This window comes from Stutzerimonas sp. CXK-1, from assembly GCF_057738225.1.
In genome coordinates this window covers 807,803-826,057 of sequence record NZ_CM173217.1, presented here as the reverse complement: position 1 = coordinate 826,057, position 18,255 = coordinate 807,803, and the positions used below count along the sequence as shown (strand labels likewise).

The window sequence follows — 18,255 nt, the reverse complement described above, 5'->3', positions numbered from 1 at the left end:
AATTCCTTGCAGGGGTGGCGCGAGGCCGCAAATCGATCCGCCATTCTGGCGAGGGTCGATACGGCTCGCAAGGTTCACGGACAGTTGGCCAGATGCGGCGCAAACATGCTGTGACATTTGCCCCGCACGACCAGCCAGCCAAGCTTGACCCAGGTCAAGCCCGGCTGCAGCGAGAAGCGGCTAGCTAGAGCCACCCAAACAAGGAGTCGTGTCTCATGCGCAAGCTAAGCGTCCTAATCGGTAGCCTCCTACTGACAACCACTGCCTCAGCCGCCAACGATCTGCGCGAGCGGGCCAATGCGGTGTTCAAACCGATTCCCGATCAGGTAAGCGAAGTCCGTGGCAAGCCGGTCAGTCAGCCCCAGGCCGTGCTCGGCCACAAGCTCTGGTTCGATCCCCGCCTGTCGAGCAGCCATGTGATCAGCTGCAACAGCTGCCACAACCTGGCGATCGGCGGCAGCGACAACGTGCCGACGTCGATCGGCCACGGCTGGCAAAAGGGACCGCGCAACTCTCCCACCGTGCTCAACGCGGTCTTCAACGCTGCGCAATTCTGGGATGGTCGCGCCAAGGATCTGCAGGAGCAGGCCAAGGGCCCGGTCCAGGCCAGCGTGGAAATGAACAGCACGCCCGAACGCGTGGTCGCCACGCTCAAGAGCATTCCCGAGTATGTCGCCGAGTTCGAAAAGGCCTTCCCGAACGACAAGGACCCCGTCAGCTTCGACAACATGGCCTATGCACTGGAGGCATTCGAAGTCAGCCTGGTGACGCCGAAATCGCCATTCGACCGCTTTCTCGGCGGTGACGACGCCGCGCTCGATGCCAAGCAGAAGCAGGGCCTTGCCCTGTTCATGGACAGTGGCTGCGCAGCCTGCCACAACGGCGTCAATGTCGGCGGCCAGGGCTACTTTCCGTTCGGCGTGATCAAGAAACCAGGTGCCGAGATTCTGCCCGAGGGCGACAAGGGGCGATTTGCCGTAACCAACACCGCGAACGACGAATACGTATTTCGTGCCGCACCGCTGCGCAACGTCGCGCTGACTCCGCCGTACTTTCACAGCGGCGAAGTCTGGGAGCTGGAGCAGGCCGTGGCGATCATGGGCGACAGTCAGCTGGGACGCGAACTCAGCGACGGCGAAGTCGGTGCCATCACCGCCTTCCTGCACAGCCTGACCGGCGAACAGCCCAAGGTGGCCTATCCCTTGCTGCCGGCGAGCACCGAAGCAACGCCCAAGCCGCTCTGATCGTCGCCAACAGGATGCACGCGCCCCGCTTGCGGGGCGCCGTCCGTCGGCGGCCGTTCAGCCCTGCCGGCCGTTCTGTTCCTTGAGCAGGTCGCGGATCTCGGTCAGCAACAGCTCTTCCTTGCTTGGTGCAGGCGGAGCGGAGGGCGCTTCGGCTTCCTTGCGCTTGAGGTGATTGATTGCCTTGACCCCGAGGAAGATGGCGAAGGCCATGATGGTGAAATCGATGACCGTCTGAATGAACTTGCCATAGCCGAGGGTGACCGCCGGCGCATCGCCGACCGGCTCACGCAGCACTATTGCCAGCTCGGAGAAGTCGACGCCGCCGATCAACAGGCCCAGCGGTGGAGTGATCACATCGCCAACAAACGACGAGACGATCTTGCCGAACGCCGCGCCGATGATGATCCCGACCGCCATGTCGACGACATTTCCCCGAACGGCAAAGGCCTTGAACTCGTTGAGAAGGCTCATCTTGAATTCCTGTTCCAGAAGGTGATTGACCGCTGCGTTGACCGGAGCGTACCGCCAAGGGTTCCCCGATCAGGCCAAGCATAGACGGCGCTCGGGCGCGCGGGCCAGAGCAACAGGCGCAGCGAGGGGCGGCGCTGCTTCGCGGCGGCTTGATCGCGATCAAAAGCAACGGCCCAGGCAGGGCGTTATGTTAGCCCCCCCTCTCATCTGGAGCGCTTCCATGCACGTTGACCATCATCCCCTGATCAAGGACTTCCCCGAAAAGCGCGAGCAGCTCCAGCGGCTGCGCCAGCAGGACACGGCGTTCGCCCGCAAGGCGGACGACTACGAGGAACTGGACAAGCGCATCTGCCGCGTCGAAGACGGCATCGACACGCTGGACGACGCAGCGCTCAATGAGCTGAAAATGCAGCGCGTCGCGCTCAAGGACGAGATTGCCCGCGACCTCAAGAAAGCCTCGGGCAGTTGCTGCGGCGGCTGCTGCGGCTGAACCGCCGCGCACCTCCAGGGCCCGCTTCCGGCGGGCCCTTTCGTTTCCGCAGGCAAGTGCGCTAGAAGAGCCCGCCGAAGCGAAAACCGACGCCTACCCAGACGAACGCCACGGCGGTCAAGGTGATCAGCAGAATGTGCAGGCCCAGCTGAGGCAGACGCTTGCCATCGAGCCGCGGAATCAACGCCAGCCGTGCATGCAGCCCCAGAACGGCGGTCAGCCCCAGCAGCAGCAGCTTGCCCTGAATCAACCGGGCGATCGGATTGCTGCCGAACCATTGCCCGTGCGGCAGCCAGAGGCCCGCCATCCAGAGTCCGGTCACCACCTGCACCACCAGGGCCGGCACACCGACACGCTCGTAGAGCTGCTCGAATCGCCGCACCGGCTGCGGGTCGCGCCCACGCAAAGCACCCGGCAGCACGCTGAACAGCAGCACCAGATGGCCGCCGCCCCAGACGCTCGCCCCCAGCAGGTGAACAAACAGCAGATAGCGCATCGCAAAGACTCCTGTGCGTTTTGTTGACAGTCTCGCGCGGCGGCCGTGGCCTTGTAGCTGATGGCGATCAAGCCAGCCGTTATCATGCGGCTCCTTTCCTCGACCGGAGTTTCCCATGGCCAAGGCCAAGCGCATGTATGGCTGCACCGAATGCGGCTCGACCTTCCCCAAGTGGGCCGGCCAGTGCGGCGACTGCGGCGCCTGGAACACCCTGGTGGAAACGGTCGTCGAGGCCACCCCGGCTGCCTCGGGGCGTGCCGGCTGGGCTGGAGACCAGGCCAACATCAAGACCCTGGCCGAGGTCAGCGTCGAGGAAGTACCGCGCTTCTCCACGGCCTCCGGCGAACTCGACCGTGTGCTCGGCGGCGGCCTGGTCGACGGCTCGGTGGTGCTGATCGGTGGCGATCCGGGTATCGGCAAATCCACGATCCTCCTGCAGACGCTCTGCGCCATCGCCCAGCGCTTCCCGGCGCTCTACGTCACCGGCGAGGAATCCCAGCAACAGGTGGCCATGCGCGCACGGCGCCTCGACCTGCCGCAGGACAAGCTCAAGGTGATGACCGAGACCTGCATCGAATCGATCATCGCCACCGCGCGGCTGGAAAAGCCCAAGGTCATGGTCATCGACTCGATCCAGACCATCTTCACCGAGCAGTTGCAGTCGGCGCCGGGCGGCGTGGCCCAGGTGCGCGAGAGCGCAGCGCTGCTGGTGCGCTTCGCCAAGCAGAGCGGCACGGCGATCTTTCTGGTCGGCCATGTCACCAAGGAAGGTGCGCTGGCCGGCCCGCGCGTGCTCGAGCACATGGTCGACACCGTGCTGTATTTCGAGGGCGAATCCGATGGCCGCCTGCGCCTGCTGCGCGCGGTGAAGAACCGCTTCGGCGCGGTCAACGAACTCGGCGTGTTCGGCATGACCGACAAGGGCCTGAAGGAAGTCACCAACCCCTCGGCGATCTTTCTCACTCGCGCCCAGGAAGCGGTGCCCGGCAGCGTGGTGATGGCCACCTGGGAAGGCACCCGGCCGATGCTGGTGGAAGTGCAGGCGCTGGTCGACACCAGCCACCTGGCCAACCCGCGCCGCGTGACCCTAGGCCTGGATCAGAACCGCCTGGCCATGCTGCTGGCGGTGCTGCACCGCCACGGCAGCATCCCCACCTACGATCAGGACGTGTTCATCAACGTGGTCGGCGGCGTGAAGGTACTGGAGACCGCTGCGGACCTCGCCTTGATGGCCGCAGTCATCTCCAGCCTGCGCAATCGCCCGCTGGATACCGATCTGCTGGTGTTCGGTGAGGTGGGCTTGTCCGGCGAGATCCGCCCGGTACCGAGCGGCCAGGAACGCCTGAAGGAAGCCGCCAAGCACGGCTTCAAGCGTGCCATCGTGCCCAAGGGCAATGCGGCGAAGGAGGCCCCGCCCGGCCTGCAAATCATTGCCGTGACGCGCCTGGAGCAGGCCCTCGACGCCCTGTTCGAATGACCGATTAGCCGCCCAGCGCGGCGAGCTCACGCTCAAGCAGGCTGGTATCGCCCAGGTTGAGCTCGACCAGGCGACGCAGGTGAGTCATCGAATCGAGGTCGATGTGCTGGCAGGCCAGGCCGAGCAGGCCGTCATGCTCGTGCGCCGGCAACACCTCCATCTCGACCTGCACGTCGGCGGCCAGGCGGATGCTCGCCTGTAGCGGCAGATCCTTCTGCACGCCCCCGCCAACCGGGCATTCGACCAGCAGCCCCTTGAGCGACAGGTCGTGGACGCGCACCGTCCATTCTCGTTCACCCTGGATTAACAGGGCTTCGGCCTCGAATCCGATCCGCTGAAAGCGGCGACGCTCGGAATTGTCTTGCATGGTTCTCCTCCCTGGCCCTGCCAGCTAGAGCCAGCGCCTGACGCGCCGGCAGTAGTCACGGTACTCCTCGCCGAACAGCTCGCCCAGCAGGCGCTCTTCATGCCCGATCACACCACGCTGCATCACGACGATCAGCGCGGGCAACAGCAGCCATGGCCACAGGCTGCCCCAGAGCAACGCCACGCCGCCGTAGATCAGCGTATCGGCCAGATAGATGGGATTGCGCGAGAAGCGAAAAGGTCCATCGGCGAGCAGCCGCCGCGGCGTGCCGTAGGGATTGACGGTAGTCCGTCGCCGCAGCATCAGGAGCGCCGCCCAGAGCATCAGCAGCACACCGGCGTCGATCAGTCCCCACCCCAGATAGCGCGTCCAGAGATTGTCCGGCAGCGGGAACGGCCAAAGGCTCTCGACGCCCCAGGCGAGCGCGAGAAACAGCAGATAGATCACCGGAGGCGGGAGAATCACCCGCGAGCTGCGCTTGTGCATCGAATGCCTTCCTTGCCGACTACGGACAGTCTAGCGTTGGCACGGCGCAAAAAGCAGAAAGCCCGCTTGCGCGGGCTTTCCTGGAGCGACCGGTGATTACTTTCCGTACACCGGGAACTTGGCGCAGACAGCCGCGACCTTGGCTCGCACCGCGTCGATCACCGACTCGTCGCCCATGTTGTCGAGGATGTCGCAGATCCAGCCGGCCAGCTCGCGGCACTCGGCTTCACCGAAACCACGGGTAGTGACGGCTGGCGTACCGATACGCAGGCCGGAGGTGACGAAGGGCGAACGCGGGTCGTTCGGCACGCTGTTCTTGTTCACCGTGATGTGGGCACGGCCGAGTGCGGCGTCCGCATCCTTGCCAGTGATGTCCTGCTTGATCAGGCTGAGCAGGAACAGGTGGTTCTGCGTACCGCCGGAGACCACGTCGAAGCCACGCTCGATGAACACCTGGGCCATGGCCTGGGCATTCTTCACGACCTGCTGCTGATAAGCCTTGAACTCGGGCTGCAGCGCTTCCTTGAAGCAGATCGCCTTGGCGGCGATGACGTGCTCCAGCGGGCCGCCCTGGGCACCCGGGAAGACGGCGGAGTTCAGCTTCTTCTCGATCTCTTCGTTCTTCTTGGCCAGGATCAGGCCGCCGCGCGGGCCGCGCAGAGTCTTGTGGGTGGTGGTGGTAACCACGTCGGCGAACGGTACCGGGTTCGGGTAAACGCCAGCGGCAACCAGACCGGCGACGTGCGCCATGTCGACGAAGAGATACGCACCGACCTTGTCGGCGATCTCGCGGAAACGCGGGAAGTCGAGCTTCTGCGAGTAGGCCGAGAAGCCGGCGACGATCATCTTCGGCTTGTGCTCGACAGCCAGGCGCTCGACTTCGTCGTAGTCGATCAGACCCTGGTCGTTGATGCCGTACTGCACGGCGTTGTAGAGCTTGCCGGAGGAGGATACCGAGGCACCGTGGGTCAGGTGACCGCCGTGGGCCAGGCTCATGCCGAGGATGGTGTCGCCAGCGCTGAGCAGAGCCAGGTAAACCGCGGCGTTGGCCTGCGAACCGGCGTGCGGCTGGACGTTGGCATAGTCGGCGCCAAACAGCTCCTTGGCACGGTCGATGGCCAGCTGCTCGACCACGTCGACGTACTCGCAACCGCCGTAGTAGCGCTTGCCCGGGTAACCTTCGGCGTACTTGTTGGTCAGCACGCTGCCCTGGGCTTCCATCACCGCCGGGCTGGTGTAGTTCTCCGAGGCGATCAGCTCGATGTGGTCTTCCTGACGCTGGGCTTCCTGCTGCATGGCAGCGAAGAGTTCGGCGTCGAAGCGTTCGATGGTCAAGTCACGGCTGAACATTGGGTGTCCTCTGAGATCAGCTGGCAGTTGGGAAGAAGGCGCGGATTCTAACGCATCCGTGCAGGCTGCGGTATGAAAGCCAGTCAAGCGGCCACGAGCCACGCTCATGCCGGCGACGCCAGCTGGAACCGGGCGCGGTTTGCCCTGTCCCGAGCAATGGAGTAGCTTTGCGCGTTTGACTTGGACGGCCCTGCCGAGCCGGGTTTCCATGCTTTTTCACCACTGTCACGGGCATCTGTTTCCATGGCTCAATACGTCTACACCATGCATCGGGTCAGCAAGGTCGTGCCCCCGAAGCGTGAGATCCTCAAGAATATCTCCCTGTCGTTCTTCCCGGGCGCCAAGATCGGCGTGCTCGGCCTGAACGGCGCGGGCAAGTCCACGCTGCTGCGCATCATGGCCGGCGTCGACACCGAGTTCGACGGCGAGGCCCGGGCCATGCCGGGCATCAAGGTCGGCTACCTGCCGCAGGAGCCGCAGCTCGATCCGGCCAAGACCGTACGCGAAATCGTCGAAGAGGCCGTGGGCGAGATCAAGCAGGCCCAGGCCCGCCTCGACGAGGTCTATGCCGCCTACGCCGAGCCGGATGCCGACTTCGACGCCCTGGCCGCCGAGCAGGCCAAGCTCGAGGCCATCCTGCAGGCCGCCGACGGCCACAACCTCGAGCGCCAGCTGGAAGTCGCTGCCGACGCGCTGCGCCTGCCGGCCTGGGACGCCAGGATCGAGCACCTCTCCGGCGGCGAGAAGCGCCGCGTGGCACTGTGCCGCCTGCTGCTCTCAGCGCCGGACATGCTGCTGCTGGACGAACCGACCAACCACCTGGACGCCGACTCCGTGGCCTGGCTGGAGCGTTTCCTCCACGACTTCCCCGGCACCGTGGTGGCGATCACCCACGACCGCTACTTCCTCGACAACGTCGCCGGCTGGATCCTCGAACTCGACCGCGGCCATGGCATCCCCTTCGAGGGCAACTACTCGCAGTGGCTGGAATCGAAGTCCGCGCGCCTGGAGCAGGAAGCCAAGCAGGAGGCGGCCCACGCCAAGGCGATGAAGGCCGAGCTGGAATGGGTACGCCAGGGCGCCAAGGCGCGCCAGGCCAAGTCCAAGGCCCGCCTGCAGCGCTTCGAGGAAATGCAGTCGCAGGAATTCCAGAAGCGCAGCGAAACGAACGAGATTTATATCCCGGCCGGCCCGCGCCTGGGCGACAAGGTCATCGAGGTCAACCACCTGACCAAGAGCTACGGCGACCGCGTGCTCATCGACGACCTCTCCTTCAGCATCCCCAAAGGTGCCATCGTCGGCGTCATCGGTGGCAACGGCGCGGGCAAGTCGACGCTGTTCCGCATGATCACCGGCAAGGAGCAGCCCGACAGCGGCAGCATCGAACTGGGCGATACCGTGCAGATCGCCAGCGTCGAGCAGAGCCGCGAGAACCTCGATGGCAACAAGACCGTCTGGGAGCAGGTCTCCGATGGCCTGGACATGATCCGCGTCGGCAACTACGAGGTGCCCTCGCGCGGCTATGTCGGCCGCTTCAACTTCAAGGGCGCCGACCAGCAGAAGTTCGTCAAGGACCTGTCCGGCGGTGAGCGCGGCCGCCTGCATCTGGCGCTGACGCTCAAGCAGGGCGGCAACGTGCTGCTGCTCGACGAACCGTCCAACGACCTCGACGTGGAAACCCTGCGAGCGCTGGAAGAGGCGCTGCTGGACTTCCCCGGCTCGGCCATCGTGATCTCCCACGACCGCTGGTTCCTCGACCGTATCGCCACGCACATCCTCTCCTACGAGGACGACGCCAAGGTGTACTTCTTCGAAGGCAACTACACCGAGTTCGAGGCCGATCGCAAGAAGCGCCTCGGTGACGCCGCCGCCCAGCCGCACCGGGTCAAGTACCGCAAGCTGGCGCAGTGAGCCATGAGGGAAGCCTGCCGGGGCTTCCCTTGTTCGAACGCCATCGCCGCAGGTGATGGCGTTTTGCTGCAATAGCTGGATAATCGGCGGCCGACTCGCCCAGCTCGCGGTGCCACCGCCGCGTCTGAAAACTCGTGACGGACGAAGGGACCCCCGCATGGCGGCTCTAGGCTTGCGTGGTAAATCGTTGCTGGCTCTGCTGCTCAGCTGCCTGCTGGCGTTCGCTTTTGCCGGATTCATTGGCTACCAGGCACTCGAAGGGGTGCAGAGTCGCTTTGGCGAGGCCTATGCGAAAAACCTCGTCCAGCTCAATCGCGAGCGGGTGTTCGCCCCGGTGTCGCGCGAGCTGGCACTCGCCCAGCGCCTGGCTGGCTCGCAGATCACCCTCGCCTGGCTGCAGAACGAGCAGGATCCCGCCTGGCGCGAGCTGTTCTTTCGGGAGGCCGCAGCCTTTCAGCAAACCCTCAGCGATCACCTCTATTTCGCGGCGTCCGCCCGCGGTCAAGGCTATTACGCCAACGGCCCGGGGCAGGAGCCGAGCCAGCAGCCTCGCTATCGACTCGAACAGGGCAACCCCCGTGATGCCTGGTTCTTCCAGGCGTTACGCGAAACCACGCCCTACCAGATCAATGTCGACCGCTCCGTCGTCACCGGCGAGCTGAAGGTCTGGTTCAACGTACTGGTCCACGGCAGCGACGGCCAGGCGCTCGGCCTGGTCGGTTCCGGCCTGGACCTGAGTCACTTCGTCAAACAGTTCACCGCAGCGGACAAGAGCGGCGTCGAGTCGATGGTGCTCGATGCCTATGGCTCGATCCTGATCCACCCCGACCAGGACCTGGTCACCCTCAATGCCGCGCAGGGGCGCTCGTTGTCGACCAGCCTGCTGGGAATGTTGACCGACCCCGAGGATGCTACCGAGGTGCGGGGTGTGATGCGCGACGCCCGGCAAGCACCCGGCGAGGTGATGATGCTCAAGGTGGCGATCAACGGCGCGCCGCGCCTGCTCGCGCTGAGCTGGATTCCCGAGCTGCAATGGTTCGTCGCCAGCGTGGTCGACCTGAGTACCGCACAGGTCATCGAGCTGCGCCCGCTGCTACCGGCCATCGCCCTGTTCGTGCTGCTGATCGTCGCACTCATCGGCGGCGGCGCCTGGCTGGTGGAAAAGCGCGTGCTCAAGCCCCTGCGCCAGTTGCGCCGCAGCGCCCAGGCACTGGCAGCGGGCGAATACGGAGCGCCCTTGCCGACCGATCGCGACGACGAGATCGGCGAGCTCAGCGCGGCGTTCGGCGCGATGGCCCAGCAGGTCCGTCGGCATACTCACGAGCTCGAGGATCGCGTCCGCGAGCGTACCCGTGAGCTGGAACAGGCCAACCGCGAAATGGCCGCCGCGCACAAGAAGATCGACGACTCGATCGACTACGCCAGCATCATCCAGCGCGCCATTCTGCCCAATCGACAGATGGTCAGTACGCTCGGCGAGCGGCATGCCGTACTCTGGCGACCGCGCGACGTCGTGGGCGGCGATTTCTATGTGTTCCGGGCGAGCGAAAGGGGCTGTCTGTTCGGGGTCGTCGATTGTGCCGGCCACGGCGTGCCCGGCGCGCTGATGACCATGCTCGCGCATGCGGCGATCGACCAGGCGCTCGATGCCATCGGCATCGAAGACCCCGCCGCCGCGCTGAGCCGCACCGACATGATCGTGCGCGGGATGCTTCGAGAAGAGGGCATGCCACGCGGACTGGCGACAAACATGGACCTGGGCCTCGCTTTCGTTGATCTGCAGCAGCGCGAGGTGGTCTATGCCGGGGCGAAGATTGCGCTCTACTATTGCGACGGCGAAGACGTCCGGGAGATCCGAGCCGCACGCCGGGCCATCGCCGACAAGCGGGCCGGTGAGTACCACAACAGCCGAGTCGATTTGCGACCCGGGCGGACCTTTTACATGACCACCGATGGCTTCCTCGATCAGGCCGGTGGCGACGACGGCTTCGGTTTTGGCAACAGCCGGTTCGAGGAGTTGATCCGTCAGCACGCGCGCCTGCCGCTCGACGAGCAGGGCGAGGCATTCAGCGCAGCGCTAGAGCGTTACCAAGGCGACTATCCGCAGCGCGACGACATCACCATGCTGTGCTTTCGCTTCGATTGAACGAGTTCCACCAGGAGTCCCCATGGAACCCATCGACCTGTTCGCCATGCGCGAACACTACAACCGGCAGCAGATCCTGCTGTGCTTCAACGGCCCGATCTCGCGCAGCCTGATCGAGGAGATCGGCAACGCCCTGCGCAACTACATGCAGGCCGAGCACGCGCACCCGTCCTCGGCCATGGACGTGTTCGCCGTCTACGTCGAGATGACGCAGAACATCCGCCACTACACCCGCGGGAAGAACTGGAGCGACCAGCAGGCCGGCGCGACCGTGGTCGTCTCGCGCGATGAGCAGGGCCGCTATGTGGTTTCGGCCGGCAACCTGATCGAGCAGGCCGACGGCGAGACGCTGCTGGCCGCCGTGGCCAGCCTGGCGCAGCTGGACAAGCCGGCGCTCAAGGCCATGTACAAGGAGCAGCTGCGCAAGCCGCGCGACGAGCACGTCGTGTCCGGCGCCGGCCTCGGTCTGATCGACATCGCCCGCAAGTCCAGCGAGCCCCTGCGTGCAGCCATGCAGCCGGCCACCGACGGCCTTCACTTCATCAGCCTGAGCGCGGTCATTTGATTTTCAGAGCACGCACGATATGAACGATTTTTCCATTCCCGGCAGCCAGTCCACTCCTGCCATCCAGTCCGATTGGGCCGCCGGCACCGTCTCGATGCAGGGCGACTCCTACCCCGAGAATTCCTACGAGCTGTTTCATCAGGTCTTTGCCTGGATCGAACGCTTTCTCGCCGAAGCCGAACGCCCGCTGAGCCTCGAACTGCGCCTGCTGTACCTGAACACCAGCAGCATCAAGGCCATGATGGACATCTTCGACCTGCTCGAGGCCGCACACCAGCAGGGCCGCAGGGTCGGCGTGAACTGGCACTACGACACGCGCAACGAGCGGGTCATGGAGCTGGCCGAAGAATTCAAGGAAGACTGCACCTTTCCCTTCTCGATTCTGAGCCAAGACTGAGGGCTGTCTGATGCGCGGGCCGCAACCCCTTGAGCAGGAAATCGCCGAACTGCTGGCCGAACCGGAGCACGAGGCGCATCGACTGCACGATGCCCTGGCTCGCCTGTGGGGTGCGCACCGCGACCTGCTCGAGCGTATCGAGCGTATCGCGCGGCTGTCCGACGGCTATCAGAGCATTGCCCGCGAGCGCGAGCTGAGCATGACCGCGCGCTTCGAGAAGCAGCTGCACCGGCTGGAAAAGGTCGCACGCATTTCCGATCGCTACCAGAGCATGATGCGCGACCTGAACGTCGCGCTGAAGGAAGCCTCGACACACGATGCCCTGACCGGCATCGCCAACCGTCGCCTGCTCACCGAAAGGCTGCGCGAGGAAAGCGAGCGGGCCCGGCGCTATACACGGCCGCTGTGCCTGGCATTGCTGGACATCGATCACTTCAAACGCATCAACGATGACTACGGCCATGAGGTCGGCGACCAGGTGCTGATCGAGATCGCCCGGGTCATGGAAGCCGAGCTGCGCGATCACGACCTCTGCGGACGCTGGGGCGGCGAGGAATTCCTCGTGCTCATGCCCGAGACCGACGCGGAGCGTGCCGCCCTGGTGACCGAGCGCTTGCGGCGCGCGCTCGAAGCCCTGGTCGTGCGCGCCAATGACGAGCCGCTGTCGGTCACGGTGAGCATAGGCCTGGCTGAACTGCAGCGCGAAGAGAACTACTCCAAGGCGATCAATCGCGCCGATGTCGCCCTGCTGAAGGCCAAGCGCAGTGGCCGCAATCGCTGCGAGCGCGCCGACTGAGCGCACTCGGCAACCCCTCCCCTAGCTGTCCCCCGGCTCGCCACCGAGCCACCAGGCACTCGCTCCGACACATCTGGTAGCAAAGTACCTTGCCGGCGCTGAGCCGCCCGCCGCAAACCGCGGCAAGCCGTTCCAGCACAACGTTGCCGAGACGCAGGCGAGAGCGTGCGCGCGTCCGGCCGCCTGTCGTCCTCCGCCAGTGACGCAGCAGTGTCATTTTTTTGTGCATGCGAGCGTACCATGAACGAACAGACAACCTGCAAACGCACTTTCACGGTGCAAAGACGCTTTGTTACAGTCGCCGACCCCAATTTTTCGATCGACTGCCGTGCGCGGTCACGTGAGAGGCCCTTCCATGTTCGAGACCGTTGATTCCTTTCTCGCTCGCCTGAAGCAACGCGATCCGCACCAGCCGGAGTTCCATCAGGCGGTCGAGGAGGTGGTACGCAGCCTCTGGCCCTTCCTCGAAGCCAACCCGCGCTACCTGCAGGCCGGCATCATCGAACGCATGGTGGAGCCGGAGCGCGCGATCATCTTCCGCGTGCCGTGGGTCGACGATCAGGGCCGGGTCCAGGTCAACCGCGGCTATCGCATCCAGATGAACAGCGCCATCGGCCCGTACAAGGGCGGCCTGCGCTTCCATCCCTCGGTCAACCTCGGCGTACTCAAGTTCCTCGCCTTCGAACAGGTCTTCAAGAACTCCCTGACGTCGCTGCCCATGGGCGGCGGCAAGGGCGGCTCGGACTTCAATCCCAAGGGCAAGAGTGACAACGAAGTGATGCGCTTCTGCCAGTCGTTCATGAGCGAGCTGTATCGCCACGTCGGCGCCGACCTCGACGTGCCGGCCGGCGACATCGGCGTCGGCGGGCGCGAGATCGGCTTCCTCTTCGGCCAGTACAAGCGCCTGGCCAACCAGTTCACCTCGGTGCTGACCGGCAAGGGCCTGGCCTACGGCGGCAGCCTGATCCGCCCGGAAGCCACCGGCTACGGCTGCGTGTACTTCGCCGAGGAAATGCTCAAGAGCCGTCACAGCAGCTTCGACGGCAAGCGCGTGGCGATCTCCGGCTCCGGCAACGTCGCGCAATATGCCGCGCAGAAGGTCATGGAACTGGGCGGCCGCGTCGTCTCGCTGTCCGACTCGGGCGGCACCCTGCACTTCCCCGACGGCCTGACCGGCGAACAGTGGGCCTACCTGATGGACCTGAAGAACGTCCGTCGCGGCCGCCTCGAGGAAATGGGCGCCCACTTCGGCGCGACCTACCTGGCCGGCCAGCGCCCGTGGAACCTGCCCTGCGACATCGCCCTGCCCTGCGCCACGCAGAACGAGCTGGACGAAGATGACGCCCGCGCGCTGCTGAATAACGGCTGCATCTGCGTGGCCGAAGGCGCGAACATGCCGTCGACTTTGGAAGCCGTGGACCTGTTCCTCGAAGCCGGCATCCTCTACGCGCCGGGCAAGGCGTCGAATGCCGGGGGCGTGGCCTGTAGCGGCCTGGAGATGAGCCAGAACGCCATGCGCCTGCACTGGACCGCCGGCGAGGTGGATACCAAGCTGCACGGCATCATGCAGTCGATCCACCACGCCTGCGTCGCGCACGGCGAGGAAAATGGCCGGATCAACTACGTCAAAGGCGCCAACATCGCCGGCTTCGTCAAGGTCGCCGACGCCATGCTGGCCCAGGGCGTGGTCTGACGGCAGCGAGCAAGCTAGCGATAAGGCCAGAGCCCCGCCGGTCACCCGGCGGGGCTCTGTCGTTTGGCGCGCGCCATGCGGGCAACGACTGGGCCTCGAACCCCAACCACCGCCCACGTGGATGGATTCGGCCATCCACCCTGCTCGCAGCTCGCAGCTCGCAGCTCGCAGGCGTAGGGTGGAAAACGCGCGCAGCGATTTTCCACGCGGCGCAGATGAACAAGCCGCCCTACCAGTAATTCTCCACCGCCACCTGCCCCGGCCGTCGCGTCAGCGCCAGCTGCAGGTCCCGCGTCTTCAGCACCGCACGGGTATCCTCGATCATCTGTGGATTGCCGCAGAGCATGATCCGCGAATGCTCGGGGCTCAGCGCCAGGCCCGCGGCGCGTTCCAGTTCGCCGGTCTCGATCAGCTGCGTGATGCGCCCGTGCAACGCACCGGGGACCTGCTCGCGGGTCACCACCGGCAGGTAGGTCAGCTTGTCGCCGAGGCCTTCGAGGTACTCACGCCGCGGCAGGTCGGCGATCAGCTGCTGGTAGGCCAGCTCGCGCTGCTGGCGCACGCTGTAGACCAGCACGATGCGCTCGAAACGCTGCCAGGCCTCGAAATCCTGCAGGATCGAGAGGAACGGTGCGATGCCGGTACCGGTGGCCAGCAGCCAGAGATCGCGCCCGTCCGGGAAGCGATCGAGGGTGAGAAAGCCGAAGGCCTGCTTCTCGACCAGCAGCTCGTCGCCGACCGAGAGCCGGCTCAACTCGCTGGTGAACTCGCCGTCCGGCACTACGATGGAAAAGAAATCGAGAAACTCGTCGTGCGGCGCCGAGACCATCGAGTAGGCGCGCCAGACGATGCAACCACTGGGCTTGCGCACGCCAAGCCGGGCGAACTGCCCGGCCGTGAAGCGAAAGCCGGGGTCGCGCGTGGTGCGCAGGGTGAACAGATTGGATGTCAGCGTCTGCACTTCGAGCAGCCGCTGGCGGGTGAACTTCTCTTCGCTGGCGGTCATACTTCGCTCCCTCCGAGCGTCTTCGGGCCTCGCCCGTATAGCGTCTTGATACCTCTTTCCGACGTCGACAAACACCGCCAGTTCTCATGCCTATTCTGCAAACGCCCCTCGCCAGCCTCGACCTGGTCCGCCAACCGGAGCAGCCCAACGAGCCGCTGCAGGCCTTCGACGCGGCCGACGAATACCTGCTGACGCAGCTGGCCGAACAGCATCTGCCGGGCGAAACCCGGGTGCTGGTGCTCAACGATGCCTTCGGTGCGCTGGCCTGTTCGCTCGCCGGGCATGCGCAGGTGACCAGCAGCGGCGACTCGCATCTGGGCTGGCTGGCACTGCAGAAAAACCTTGAGCGCAATGCCCTGGCGGCCGACGCAGTGCGCTTCGTACCGGCCAGCGAGACACCCCGGGGCCCCTTCGATCGCGTACTGATCCGCGTGCCGAAGACCCTGGCGCTGCTCGAGGAACAGCTGATCCGTCTGCACGGCCAGCTCGCCCCCGGCGCCCAGGTGATCGCCGGCGCCATGGTCAAGCACCTGCCGCGCGCCGCCGGTGACCTGCTGGAGCGCTACATCGGCCCGGTACAGGCCTCGCTGGCGGTAAAGAAGGCCCGTCTGCTCAGCGCCACGCCAGTCGATCGACCGGCGCCGGTCTCGCCTTATCCGACGCGCTACCGCCTGGAGCGACCATCCATCGAGCTGTCCAATCAGGCCAACCTGTTCTGTCGCGAGGGCCTGGACATCGGTACCCGCGCGTTCCTCCCGCACCTGCCCCGGGCCTTGGGCAACCTGCGCGTGGCCGACCTCGGCTGCGGCAACGGCGTGCTCGGCATCGTCTACGCGCTGAGCAATCCGCAGGCCGAGCTGACCCTGGTGGACGAGAGCTACATGGCGGTGCAGTCGACGCGCGAGAACTGGCAGGCAGTCCACGGCGAACGCCCGGCCGACATCCGCGCCGGCGACGGCCTGGCCGAACAGCCCGCGGCCTCGCTGGATCTGGTCCTGTGCAACCCGCCGTTCCACCAGCAGCAGGTGGTCGGCGATTTCCTCGCCTGGCGCATGTTCACCCAGGCGCGGGCGGCGCTGGCCAAGGGCGGCGAGCTGTGGATCGTCGGCAACCGCCACCTGGGGTACCACCACAAGCTCAAGCGCTTGTTCGGCAAGGTCGAGCAGGTCGCCGCGACGCCCAAGTTCGTCATCCTGCGGGCCATCAAGGGATGAGCGAGGCGGCACCACGGCTGAGCATCGGCCAGTTCGCCGCACGCACCGGGCTGTCGGCCGACACGCTGCGCTACTACGAGAAGATCGGCCTGCTGCGCCACACCGTGCGAGACGCCAGTGGCCGCCGTGTCTACGGCGCGCGCGATGTCGAATGGGTCGGCTTCATCCTGCGCCTGAAGGACACCGGCATGGCGCTCGGCGACATCCTTCGCTACGCCGACCTGCGCGAGCAGGGCGACGCCACACGCGCCGCTCGCCAGGCGCTGCTCGAGGCCCATGCGCAACGCTTGCAGGCGCGCCTGGCGCGTGACCGCGAGCACCTCGCCGCCCTGCAGGCGAAGATCGAGCTGTACCGCCACCCCACCGACGCTTGACCTGGAGTTCACTCCAGGGCGCAGGCTTTTCGTCATCTACCCGCAGAGGACGAAAACATGCCCGCATCCACCCGCTACCGCGAAGGCCTGGCCACACTTGAACGCATCGACGGCGAAGCCGGCCGCAAGGTCATCGACAGCCTCCAGGCGATCGCCCCGGACCTGGCCCGCTACGTCATCGAATTTCCCTTCGGCGACATCTACCAGCGGCCCGGCCTCGACCTGGCGCAGCGCGAGCTGGCCACCGTCGCGGCACTGACCGCGCTCGGCCACTGCCAGCCTCAGCTGGCCGTGCATCTGCATGGTGCGCTGAATGTCGGCTGCACCCCCGAGCAGATCATCGAAGTGATCATCCAGATGGCCGTCTATGCCGGTTTTCCCGCTGCGCTCAACCGCATGAGCACGGCCAGGGCGGTGTTTGTCGAGCGCGGCCTGCTCGCCGACAGCGCCGCCGCCGGCTGAACGGTGCGGCCGGCATGCTAGGCTGGCCGGCCCTGCCCTGCCGGCGACCACCCGATGTCCACGTCCGTCAAACCGCTGCTGCGTCAGCAGCGCCCCTTCATTCGCTACTGGTTCGCCCGGGTGTTCACCGCCAGCGGCTTCCAGATGCTGGCCGTGGCCATCGGCTGGCACCTGTACGAACTGACCGGCAGCGTGCTCGACCTCGGCCTCGTCGGCCTGGCCGAGTTCGCCCCGCGGCTGCTGTTCATTCTCTGGACCGGGCATGTAGCCGACCGCTTCGATCGCCGCCGGGTCGCCGCGCTGTGCCAGGGCCTGCAGGGGCTCATCGCGGTGACCCTGGTGCTTGGCGCCGGCGGACTGGGCGTGACCCGCGAGATGATCTTCGTGCTCGCCTTCCTGCTCGGCACGGCGCGCGCGTTCGAGGGGCCGGCGACCCAGGCGCTGCTGCCGAGCCTGGTGCCGGCGGCGCTGTTCCCGCCGGCCGTCGCCGCCTCGTCATCGGCCATGCAGACCGCGACCATCGTCGCGCCGGCGCTTGGCGGGCTGCTGTTCGCCATTGGCCCGTTGTGGGTCTATGCGCCGGTAGCCGTACTCTTCACCCTGGCCTGCAGCCTGATGCTGAGCCTGCCGGGGCGCCCGGCGCCAGCGAAGCAGAGCGGCCCGGCGATGGACAACCTGCTGGCCGGCATGCGCTTCATCCGCAGTCGCCCGGACATCTTCGGCGCCATCTCGCTGGACATGTTCGCCGTGCTGCTGGGCGGTGCCACCGCGCTGCTGCCGGTATTCGCCAAGGACATCCTGCTGACCGGCCCGTCCGGCCTCGGCCTGTTGCGCGCGGCTCCGGCCGCCGGTGCGCTGCTGATGTCGCTCTGGCTGGCGCGCCACCCGATCAACCGCCAGGTCGGCCGGGTGATGTTCGCCGCGGTCGGGGTGTTCGGCCTGGCGACCATCGCCTTTGGCCTGTCGACCTCGTTCTGGCTGTCGCTGGGCGTGCTGGTGGTGCTCGGCGCGGCGGACATGATCAGCATGGTGATCCGCGGCGCCTTCGTGCAGCTGGAGACGCCCGACGCCATGCGCGGCCGGGTCAGCGCGGTCAACGGGCTGTTCATCGGCGCCTCCAACCAGCTCGGCGAATTCGAGTCCGGCCTGACCGCACACCTGTTCGGCACCGTGCCGGCGGTGGTGATCGGCGGCGCCGGCACGCTGCTGGTCACCGGCGCCTGGATGAAGCTGTTCCCGACGCTGGCCAACCGCGACCGGCTGCACCGCGAGCCCGACTGAGCGGCGCGGGCAACGCCCGTGCGCGC

19 protein-coding genes are annotated in these 18,255 nt (G+C 66.0%); 13 read left to right on the top strand and 6 right to left on the bottom strand.

Features of this window, described 5'->3' with window-relative positions; translation table 11 throughout:
• The first annotated feature begins 215 nt into the window (after positions 1 to 215).
• The gene (locus tag AC0KXH_RS03905; protein WP_041103802.1) at positions 216 to 1,244 is read left to right on the top strand and encodes a cytochrome-c peroxidase; all 1,029 of its coding nucleotides are present in this window, start codon (positions 216 to 218) and stop codon (positions 1,242 to 1,244) included.
• A gap of 57 nt (positions 1,245 to 1,301) precedes the next feature.
• On the opposite strand, the gene mscL is transcribed toward AC0KXH_RS03905, so the two are convergent.
• The gene (mscL, locus tag AC0KXH_RS03900; protein WP_043218651.1) at positions 1,302 to 1,718 is read right to left on the bottom strand and encodes a large-conductance mechanosensitive channel protein MscL; all 417 of its coding nucleotides are present in this window, start codon (positions 1,716 to 1,718) and stop codon (positions 1,302 to 1,304) included.
• Between the two features lie 220 nt (positions 1,719 to 1,938).
• Between mscL and AC0KXH_RS03895 the strand changes: the two genes are divergently transcribed.
• Positions 1,939 to 2,208 (top strand): HP1242/YdcH family protein, encoded by a 270-nt coding sequence (locus tag AC0KXH_RS03895; RefSeq protein ID WP_043218650.1) that lies wholly within the window; start codon positions 1,939 to 1,941, stop codon positions 2,206 to 2,208.
• A 61-nt stretch (positions 2,209 to 2,269) separates the two neighbouring features.
• Here the strand turns inward: AC0KXH_RS03895 and AC0KXH_RS03890 are convergent, their stop codons facing one another.
• Positions 2,270 to 2,704, bottom strand: a complete 435-nt coding sequence (locus AC0KXH_RS03890) for a CopD family protein (protein WP_488224197.1) — start codon at positions 2,702 to 2,704, stop codon at positions 2,270 to 2,272.
• A 115-nt stretch (positions 2,705 to 2,819) separates the two neighbouring features.
• Here AC0KXH_RS03890 and radA point away from each other — a divergent pair, with 115 nt between their 5' ends.
• Complete coding sequence (gene radA, locus AC0KXH_RS03885; protein WP_488224196.1) at positions 2,820 to 4,181, top strand: DNA repair protein RadA; 1,362 nt, start codon at positions 2,820 to 2,822, stop codon at positions 4,179 to 4,181.
• A 4-nt stretch (positions 4,182 to 4,185) separates the two neighbouring features.
• Here the strand turns inward: radA and AC0KXH_RS03880 are convergent, their stop codons facing one another.
• The 3 genes from AC0KXH_RS03880 to glyA form a co-directional block, all read right to left on the bottom strand.
• Positions 4,186 to 4,548 carry a PilZ domain-containing protein gene (locus AC0KXH_RS03880; protein ID WP_488224195.1) on the bottom strand — a complete coding sequence of 121 codons (363 nt, stop codon included), beginning with the start codon at positions 4,546 to 4,548 and terminating at the stop codon, positions 4,186 to 4,188.
• Positions 4,549 to 4,572: 24 nt separating this feature from the next.
• Positions 4,573 to 5,034: a methyltransferase family protein gene (locus AC0KXH_RS03875; RefSeq protein ID WP_488224194.1), complete on the bottom strand. Its 462-nt coding sequence runs from the start codon at positions 5,032 to 5,034 to the stop codon at positions 4,573 to 4,575.
• Between the two features lie 96 nt (positions 5,035 to 5,130).
• On the bottom strand, positions 5,131 to 6,384 hold the full coding sequence (glyA, locus tag AC0KXH_RS03870) for a serine hydroxymethyltransferase (protein WP_043218643.1): 1,254 nt from the start codon (positions 6,382 to 6,384) through the stop codon (positions 5,131 to 5,133).
• Between the two features lie 243 nt (positions 6,385 to 6,627).
• Here glyA and ettA point away from each other — a divergent pair, with 243 nt between their 5' ends.
• The 6 genes from ettA (at position 6,628) to gdhA (ending at position 13,892) form a co-directional block, all read left to right on the top strand.
• A complete protein-coding gene (ettA, locus tag AC0KXH_RS03865) occupies positions 6,628 to 8,295 on the top strand; it encodes an energy-dependent translational throttle protein EttA (RefSeq protein ID WP_041103788.1) in 1,668 nt (555 codons plus the stop codon).
• Positions 8,296 to 8,452: 157 nt separating this feature from the next.
• Entirely contained in the window at positions 8,453 to 10,441 is a 1,989-nt protein-coding gene (gene siaA, locus AC0KXH_RS03860) for a biofilm regulation protein phosphatase SiaA (RefSeq protein WP_213150209.1), read from the top strand.
• Between the two features lie 22 nt (positions 10,442 to 10,463).
• Positions 10,464 to 11,006, top strand: a complete 543-nt coding sequence (gene siaB / locus AC0KXH_RS03855) for a biofilm regulation protein kinase SiaB (protein ID WP_488224193.1) — start codon at positions 10,464 to 10,466, stop codon at positions 11,004 to 11,006.
• Between the two features lie 19 nt (positions 11,007 to 11,025).
• Positions 11,026 to 11,403: a biofilm regulation phosphoprotein SiaC gene (gene siaC, locus AC0KXH_RS03850; protein ID WP_041103782.1), complete on the top strand. Its 378-nt coding sequence runs from the start codon at positions 11,026 to 11,028 to the stop codon at positions 11,401 to 11,403.
• Positions 11,404 to 11,413: 10 nt separating this feature from the next.
• Entirely contained in the window at positions 11,414 to 12,199 is a 786-nt protein-coding gene (gene siaD / locus AC0KXH_RS03845) for a biofilm regulation diguanylate cyclase SiaD (protein WP_041103780.1), read from the top strand.
• Positions 12,200 to 12,554: 355 nt separating this feature from the next.
• Positions 12,555 to 13,892: an NADP-specific glutamate dehydrogenase gene (gene gdhA, locus AC0KXH_RS03840; protein ID WP_488224192.1), complete on the top strand. Its 1,338-nt coding sequence runs from the start codon at positions 12,555 to 12,557 to the stop codon at positions 13,890 to 13,892.
• A gap of 229 nt (positions 13,893 to 14,121) precedes the next feature.
• Here the strand turns inward: gdhA and AC0KXH_RS03835 are convergent, their stop codons facing one another.
• The gene (locus AC0KXH_RS03835; RefSeq protein ID WP_200627899.1) at positions 14,122 to 14,898 is read right to left on the bottom strand and encodes a ferredoxin--NADP reductase; all 777 of its coding nucleotides are present in this window, start codon (positions 14,896 to 14,898) and stop codon (positions 14,122 to 14,124) included.
• 86 nt (positions 14,899 to 14,984) lie between these two features.
• On the opposite strand from AC0KXH_RS03835, the gene AC0KXH_RS03830 reads away from it, so the two are divergent.
• From AC0KXH_RS03830 to AC0KXH_RS03815, 4 genes are read left to right on the top strand one after another with little or no spacing between them, the layout of a single operon-like run.
• The gene (locus AC0KXH_RS03830) at positions 14,985 to 16,112 is read left to right on the top strand and encodes a methyltransferase (protein ID WP_488224191.1); all 1,128 of its coding nucleotides are present in this window, start codon (positions 14,985 to 14,987) and stop codon (positions 16,110 to 16,112) included.
• Complete coding sequence (locus AC0KXH_RS03825; RefSeq protein WP_080773309.1) at positions 16,109 to 16,486, top strand: MerR family transcriptional regulator; 378 nt, start codon at positions 16,109 to 16,111, stop codon at positions 16,484 to 16,486. The genes AC0KXH_RS03830 and AC0KXH_RS03825 overlap by 4 nt, the downstream gene beginning before the upstream one ends.
• A 57-nt stretch (positions 16,487 to 16,543) precedes the next feature.
• Positions 16,544 to 16,948, top strand: a complete 405-nt coding sequence (locus tag AC0KXH_RS03820) for a carboxymuconolactone decarboxylase family protein (protein WP_488224190.1) — start codon at positions 16,544 to 16,546, stop codon at positions 16,946 to 16,948.
• 54 nt (positions 16,949 to 17,002) lie between these two features.
• A complete protein-coding gene (locus AC0KXH_RS03815) occupies positions 17,003 to 18,229 on the top strand; it encodes an MFS transporter (RefSeq protein ID WP_041103771.1) in 1,227 nt (408 codons plus the stop codon).
• Positions 18,230 to 18,255 lie beyond the last annotated feature (26 nt).